The sequence below is a fragment of the Streptomyces flavofungini genome, from assembly GCF_041028215.1.
Classification (GTDB): Bacteria; Actinomycetota; Actinomycetes; order Streptomycetales; family Streptomycetaceae; genus Streptomyces; species Streptomyces flavofungini_B.
In genome coordinates this window covers 1-790 of the sequence record NZ_JASKYR010001452.1, presented here as the reverse complement: position 1 = coordinate 790, position 790 = coordinate 1, and the positions used below count along the sequence as shown (strand labels likewise).

Below are 790 nucleotides of genomic sequence, written 5' to 3'. Positions count from 1 at the left end.
CTCAGATGACGGCTCAGCGTGCGCTCAAGGCGCCGCAGCACCAGCGGCAGTTCGGGCTCGTCGTGCGCGGCCTCGCGGAAGCTGCCGAGGACGGCGGCGACCTGGGCGCGCAGGAAGTCCAGCACGTACCGCTCGCGGGCCGCTCCGGCCAGCGCCGCAACCTGGCGGCGCAGGACCGGCTCGGTGTCGGCGGCGGAGGCGTGCGCGGCGCTGTCGTCGCGGAGTTCGGGCAGGTCGCCGACGAGGGCCCGGTGCGGGGCGAAGACGGTGGCGTAGCGCTGCCAGTCGATGTCGGCGACGACGAGGGCGGTGTCGCCGTGGCAGACGGCGGTGTCGAGTGCGGCGAGGGCGTCCTCGGGGCTCATCGGGGTGAAGCCGCCGCGGCGGACCCGGTCCTCCACGCCGGTGCCCTCGCCCGCCATGCCGGTGCCGGACCAGGGGCCCCAGGCCACGGAGGTGGCGGGCAGGCCCTGTTCGCGCCGGTGCTCGGCCAGGGCGTCGAGGTAGGCGTTGGCGGCGGCGTAGTTGCCCTGTCCCGCGGCGCCGAGCGCGCCCGCGGTCGAGGAGAACAGCACGAAGTCGCTGAGGCCGAGGTCGCGGGTCAGCTCGTGCAGGTGGGCGGCGGAGCGGGCCTTGGCGTCCAGGACGGTGGCGAACCGCTCGGGGGTGAGCGTGTCCAGGAGACCGTCGTCCAGGACGCCCGCGGCGTGCACGACGGCGGTGAGCGGGTGCTCCGCCGGTACGGCGGCCAGGAGCCCGGCGAGCGCGGCGCGGTCGGCGGGCTCCTGGC

At 76.7% G+C, this 790-nt stretch carries 1 protein-coding gene; it reads right to left on the bottom strand.

From position 1 onward, the window contains the following. On the bottom strand, positions 1–790 hold a 790-nt coding region (locus AB8Z36_RS41595), incomplete at both ends, for a KR domain-containing protein (protein WP_369218509.1).